Source organism: Selenomonadales bacterium (assembly GCA_017442105.1).
Classification (GTDB): Bacteria; Bacillota; Negativicutes; order RGIG982; family RGIG982; genus RGIG982.
This window is the reverse complement of sequence record JAFSAX010000041.1, coordinates 1-5,867: the sequence shown is the minus strand read 5'-3', so window position 1 is coordinate 5,867 and position 5,867 is coordinate 1. Positions and strand designations below refer to the sequence as shown.

6 protein-coding genes and 1 other annotated feature are annotated in these 5,867 nt (G+C 48.6%); all 6 genes read left to right on the top strand.

The annotated features are described in order from the left end of the window. Positions 1–135 precede the first annotated feature (135 nt). The 6 genes from tnpA to ilvC all read left to right on the top strand — a co-directional run bounded on the left by tnpA (position 136) and on the right by ilvC (position 5,786). Entirely contained in the window at positions 136–594 is a 459-nt protein-coding gene (gene tnpA, locus IJN28_01725; protein ID MBQ6712493.1) for an IS200/IS605 family transposase, read from the top strand. Positions 595–819: 225 nt separating this feature from the next. Further along, positions 820–1,833 carry an alpha-hydroxy-acid oxidizing protein gene (locus IJN28_01720; GenBank protein MBQ6712492.1) on the top strand — a complete coding sequence of 338 codons (1,014 nt, stop codon included), beginning with the start codon at positions 820–822 and terminating at the stop codon, positions 1,831–1,833. Positions 1,834–1,899: 66 nt separating this feature from the next. Then, on the top strand, positions 1,900–2,700 hold the full coding sequence (locus IJN28_01715; GenBank protein ID MBQ6712491.1) for an HAD family phosphatase: 801 nt from the start codon (positions 1,900–1,902) through the stop codon (positions 2,698–2,700). A gap of 18 nt (positions 2,701–2,718) precedes the next feature. Beyond that, positions 2,719–3,852 (top strand): glycerate kinase, encoded by a 1,134-nt coding sequence (locus IJN28_01710; GenBank protein ID MBQ6712490.1) that lies wholly within the window; start codon positions 2,719–2,721, stop codon positions 3,850–3,852. 177 nt (positions 3,853–4,029) lie between these two features. Further along, positions 4,030–4,231: a binding site (T-box leader), on the top strand. A gap of 48 nt (positions 4,232–4,279) precedes the next feature. After that, a complete protein-coding gene (gene ilvN, locus IJN28_01705; GenBank protein MBQ6712489.1) occupies positions 4,280–4,810 on the top strand; it encodes an acetolactate synthase small subunit in 531 nt (176 codons plus the stop codon). Continuing rightward, positions 4,791–5,786 carry a ketol-acid reductoisomerase gene (gene ilvC / locus IJN28_01700; GenBank protein ID MBQ6712488.1) on the top strand — a complete coding sequence of 332 codons (996 nt, stop codon included), beginning with the start codon at positions 4,791–4,793 and terminating at the stop codon, positions 5,784–5,786. Before ilvN ends, ilvC begins: the two co-directional genes overlap by 20 nt. The last annotated feature ends 81 nt before the right edge of the window (positions 5,787–5,867 follow it).

Below are 5,867 nucleotides of genomic sequence, written 5' to 3'. Positions count from 1 at the left end.
TTGTATATCGAAAACCCCGCGCTAGGCGTGGGGTTCCGTAAAGCTTATAGCTATGCGTAAAACACAAAAGCTCCTTTTGATATAATGCTACTAGGCCTGGCAGCTTAGAAATTATATCAAAAGGAGCGACGTCAAATGAATGACAGACATAGTTTAGCACACACGCAATGGAACTGCAAATATCATCTGGTATTTGCGCCGAAATACAGACGACAAGTATTCTATGGTGAGAAAAAACGAGCAATAGGAGAAATACTAAGAAAATTATGCGAGTGGAAAGGGGTCAACATACTAGAAGCAGAATGCTGTCCCGATCATATCCATATGCTAGTAGAGATACCACCTAAAATGAGTGTAGCTAGCTTCGTAGGGTATTTAAAAGGAAAAAGCAGTTTGATGGTATATGAGAGGTTTGGAGATATGAAATTTCGATACCGCAACAGACAATTTTGGTGCAGAGGATATTATGTAGATACCGTAGGTAAGAATGCACAAAAGATAAAAGAATATATACAAAACCAACTGGAAGAAGATAAGCTTGGAGACCAGTTAAGCATATCATTTAAAGAAGACCCGTTTACGGGTAGCAGGTAACAGAAATGCAAATGCCAGGTCAATATGCACCTTTTAGGTGCAGCTAGAAATAGAGCCTTATAGGCGCATATGAAAAACCCCCGGCTATGCCGGGGGATGTTTTTTTGTATACAAAAGAGCGAAAATTCATACAAAAGTGAAAATCATAGGGCAAAGAGGCAGGAAAAATTTCACTCCAACAAGAATTTTATACAAAATAGACTTTGCTGAAGGAGAGAGATCGAGATGGATTTAGCTACGATTCGTGAGATTGCAAGACAGAAATTAAGCCCTGCATGTAAAGTATGCTCCGAATGTAACGGTGTTGCGTGTGCAGGTCAGGTTCCGGGCATGGGCGGCGTTGGTACGGGCCGCAGTTTCCACAATAATATGGAGGCTTTGGCGGCGTGTCGCCTTCATATGCGTACGGTGCATGATGTGGTGGAGCCGAATAAAAAACGTACGATCCTTGGTATGGACTTGGCACTTCCTGTTATCGGTGCGGCGATCGGCGGGATCAGCTTCAATGCGAATAATGTGATGCCGGAGGTCGATTATTGCCGTACAGTTGTCGAAGGCTGTAAATCGGCAGGCGTTATCTGTATGACAGGCGACGGCCCTGTTGCGACGGTATTTGATTCGGGATTGACGGCTTGTCGTGAGTCGGGCGGATATGCGATCCCTATCATCAAACCGCGTGAACCTGAGGCAGTTATCGAGATGGCAAACCGTGCGGCAGAAGCAGGCGCACCTGCGTTCGGTATGGATATCGATGCGGCATATCTCGTTAATATGAAACGTGCGGGACAGCCGGTATTCCCGAAAACGGTAGATCAGCTTGCGAAGATCAAACGTGAAACGAAGATCCCGTTCATCGTCAAAGGTATCATGAGCCCGATCGATGCAGAACTCTGCTGTCAGGCTGGTGTCGATGCGATCGTCGTATCGAACCACGGCGGTCGTGCGCTTGATGATCTTCCGGGTACGGCAGAAGTTCTTCCGGAGATCGCAGACGTCGTAGACGGTCGTCTGACGATCCTTGTTGACGGTGGTATCAGAAGCGGCGGAGATATATTGAAGATGCTTGCACTCGGTGCCGATGCCGTTCTTGTCGGTCGTCCGCTTATGGTCGGCGCGGCAGGCGGCGGCGCAGAAGGCGTTGCTTTCATGATAAACAAAATGGCAAATGAATTGGAAGCGGCTATGATCTTGACGGGTACGGCAGATGTAGCCGATGTCGATCCTGATGTTATTTGGTAAGAAAACGGACTCTTTCCTGCTGGTATGATGGTAGTGAAAAGAGATGCGGGGAGGAGAATGATAAACATGACGATAAAATTATTGGCAGTAGACCTTGATGACACGCTTTTGAATGAGGAATGTATCGTGTCGGAGGCGAATAAAAAGGCGATACAAGAAGCAGTCGCGCGTGGCGTTATCGTAACGATCGCGACAGGTCGTATGTACGAATCGGCGCAGAAGATCGCGAAAGAGATCGGTATTGATGTACCGCTTATCTCGTATAACGGTGCGTTTGTAAAGACTGCTGTATCGGAAGAAGTCTTAATGAAGCGATGTCTTGACGAAGATGCGGCGCGTGCGGTGCTTGATTTGTTCCGTGAAAAAGGCTGGTATATCCAGCTCTATCGTAACGATACGTTGTATGTCGATAAAGCAACGGACGATACGCGAGCATATGAGGCGCGTGTCGAAACGAAAGCAGTCGAGATCGGTGAAGCCTTCTACGAAGATCCGCGCGATATACTGAAGATGCTTGCTATCAGTGATCCCGACAAGATCGATTATGTCGAAGAAACGGTACATACGTTGTTTGCAGGTAAGGTATTCGCGCCGCGTTCGATGCCGAGATTTTTGGAGATCGTCAATGCCAAGGTCAACAAAGGTGAAGCACTGCGTTTCGTGGCAGAGCATTTTGGCATCAAGCGCGAAGAAGTCATGGCGATCGGTGATTCGAACAACGATATTGCGATGCTTGAATATGCAGGTATCGGTATTGCGATGGGCAATGCCAAACCGCGTGTACTTGAAGTTGCTGATGCAATTACCGCGACGAATGCAAAAGATGGCGTAGCGGAAGCGATCAAGAAATATATTTTAGCAGAATAATAATGAGGTGGTTAAGAGATGAAGATAGTAATTGCCCCCGATTCGTATAAAGGAAGCGTTTCTGCGGTAGCGGTAGCCAATGCAATGGAACGCGGCGTGCTTAAAGTGTTCCCAGATGCGGAGGTTGTCAAAGTATCCATTGCCGACGGCGGTGAAGGTACGGTAGAAACGATGATCGAAGCAAGCGGTGGTACGTGGGTAGAAGAAACTGTCGTCGGCCCGCTCGGCGAGCCTGTCAAAGCAGGCTGGGGCATCATGGGCGACGGCGAAACGGGCGTCATCGAAATGGCGGCGGCATCGGGTCTTCCGCTCGTCGGCGACCGCAAGAATCCGTGGGTCACGACGACGTACGGTACGGGCGAGCTTATCGTCAGCGCGCTTAACCGCGGTCTGAAACGTATCATCATCGGTATCGGCGGCAGTGCGACGAACGACGGCGGTGTTGGTATGGCGCGTGCACTCGGTGTTCGTTTCCTCGATGCAAACGGTCAAGAATTGCCCAACGGCGGCGGTGCACTCCAAGACCTCGCATCGATCGACGTCAGCGGTCTTGATGCGCGTATCAACGACGTGACCCTTCTCGTTGCGTGCGACGTTGATAATCCGCTTTGCGGTCCGACAGGCGCTTCGGCAGTATACGGTCCGCAAAAAGGTGCAACGCCCGAAATGGTAGAAAAACTTGATGCGGCACTTGCCAACTATGCAGTGGTCGCCGAAAAAACGCTCGGCAAAGCAGTTAAAGATACCCCGGGCGCAGGTGCGGCGGGCGGTCTTGGTGCAGGACTTCTTCTCTTTACCAAGACAGAGCTTCGTCCCGGCGTAGATATTATCTTGGAAGTCAACGAGTTCGATAAAGCTGTACAAGGTGCATCGCTCGTGCTCACGGGGGAAGGACAGACAGATTTCCAGACAGCACGCGGCAAAGCTCCTGTCGGTGCGGCAAAGTGGGCGAAAAAATACGGAGTTCCTGTCGTCTGCATCTCGGGTGGACTTGGCAAAGGTGCCAATGATGTATTGGCGCACGGCATTGACGCCGTGACCAGCATCGCTCCAAGACCGATCAGCCTCGAAGAATGTATTGCGCAAGGTGAACAGCTCATCGAAGAAGCGGCAGAACGCATCTGCAGACTCGTCAATATTCAGCTGAAATAAAAAAAGAGCCGCAAGGCTCTTTTTTATTGTACAGTTTTGTTACAACATAACACATGGGTTAATATAAAAAGCATGTTTTTTGTAAAAAAATTCGCGTTAAACGCTTGACAAACAGCCGAGATACTGTCATAATGTATACATGTTTACAAGATAGTTCAAGTAAACGCAACCGAATATCACGAAGCGATGATCAAGAAAAGGAACGCTCAACAACCTTTCAGAGAGCCGATGGGCGGTGCGAATCGGCAGGGGGAACGTATCCGATGTCACTTGGGAGCATTTCTTGCCGAGGGTGCATATCATTAGGCAAGAACGCAACTCAGCGTTACAGAGCAGAGTGATAAATGTAGGGTGGTACCGCGGAATATCCGCCCCTGCCGATAGAATCGGTGGGGGCGGTTTTATTTTACAATGGAAGGAGAGAATCATGAAATACGTATTGTCAGTTCTTGTGAAGAACGAACCCGGTGTATTGGTGCGAGTCGCCAGTATGTTCGGCAGACGAAATTTTAACATTGACAGCTTGGCAGTCGGTGTCACACAGCACCCCGACTACTCCAGAATGACAGTCGTCGTTCACGGAGATGAGAGTATCGTCGAGCAGATGATCAAACAACTGGAGAAGTTGATCGAAGTCGTCGCGGTTGAACAATTGCCGCAGAGAAGCTCTGTACAGCGTGGTATGGCTCTTCTAAAAGTCAAGGCTGACAGAGATACGCGGATCGAGATACTCAAGATGGCCGAGATCTTCCGCGCCAAGGTCGTCGATACGAGCCAAGATGCATTCGTATTCGAAGTGACAGGCAGTGATGAAAAGATCGACGGATTTATTGAACAACTTGAAGTTTACGGTATATTAGAAACGATCCGAACAGGACTTATCAGTCTGGAACGCGGATCGCATACCATTTATGAGAAACAAAAGGAGAATGATGAAAATGGCAAAAATGTATTATGATCATGACGCAAAATGGGATGTTATCGAAGGTAAAACAGTAGCAATTATCGGTTACGGCAGCCAAGGTCATGCCCATGCACTCAACTTGAAAGAAAGCGGTATCCGCGTTATCGTAGGTCTTTACGAAGGCAGCAAATCGTGGGACAAAGCAGCGGCAGCAGGTCTTGAAGTTATGACCGTGGCCAATGCAGTAAAAGAAGCAGACATCACGATGATCCTCATTCCGGACGAAAAACAAGCTGCTATCTATAAAAACGAGATCAAACCGAACCTCAAACCGGGCAGTGCACTCGCATTCGCACACGGTTTCAATATCCACTTCAAACAAATCGTTCCGCCGGCAGATGTTGACGTATTCATGGTCGCACCGAAAGGCCCGGGTCACCTCGTTCGTCGCGTATTCACGGAAGGCGGCGGTGTACCGTGCTTGATGGCAGTATACCAAGATGCTACCGAAACGGCGACTGACCTTGCACTTGCTTATGCAAAAGGTATCGGCGGCGCTCGTGCGGGCGTACTCACCACGACATTCAAAGAAGAAACCGAAACAGACCTCTTTGGTGAACAGAGCGTTCTCTGCGGCGGTGTAACCGAATTGATGACAGCAGGTTTTGAGACACTCGTAGAAGCAGGCTATCAGCCGGAGATCGCATACTTCGAATGTATCCATGAAATGAAACTCATCGTCGACCTCATCTACGAAGGCGGCATGGCAAAAATGCGTCACTCCATCAGCGACACGGCTGAATACGGTGACTATTGCATCGGTAAACGCATGATCACGGACGAAACGCGCAAAGAAATGAAAAAAGTATTGAAAGAGATCCAGGAAGGCGAATTCGCCCGCGATTGGATCTTGGAAAACCAAGCAAACCGTCCGTCCTTCTTGGCTAACCGCCGCATCAAATCCGAGCATCAGGTAGAAGTTGTCGGTAAACAGCTCCGCTCCATGATGACTTGGCTCAACCAGAAATAAGAAATTCAAACGAAATTGAGGGAAAAGAAAATGAAAGTTACAGGCGCAAGAGCTGTTGTAGAATGTTTGGTAGAACAACAG

What these genes read in the sequence shown, in the direction of transcription:
- tnpA (MBQ6712493.1), top strand. Translation starts at nt 136, where the DNA reads ATGAATGACAGACATAGTTTAGCACACACGCAATGGAACTGCAAATAT.
- IJN28_01720 (MBQ6712492.1), top strand. Translation starts at nt 820, where the DNA reads ATGGATTTAGCTACGATTCGTGAGATTGCAAGACAGAAATTAAGCCCT.
- IJN28_01715 (MBQ6712491.1), top strand. Translation starts at nt 1,900, where the DNA reads ATGACGATAAAATTATTGGCAGTAGACCTTGATGACACGCTTTTGAAT.
- IJN28_01710 (MBQ6712490.1), top strand. Translation starts at nt 2,719, where the DNA reads ATGAAGATAGTAATTGCCCCCGATTCGTATAAAGGAAGCGTTTCTGCG.
- ilvN (MBQ6712489.1), top strand. Translation starts at nt 4,280, where the DNA reads ATGAAATACGTATTGTCAGTTCTTGTGAAGAACGAACCCGGTGTATTG.
- ilvC (MBQ6712488.1), top strand. Translation starts at nt 4,791, where the DNA reads ATGGCAAAAATGTATTATGATCATGACGCAAAATGGGATGTTATCGAA.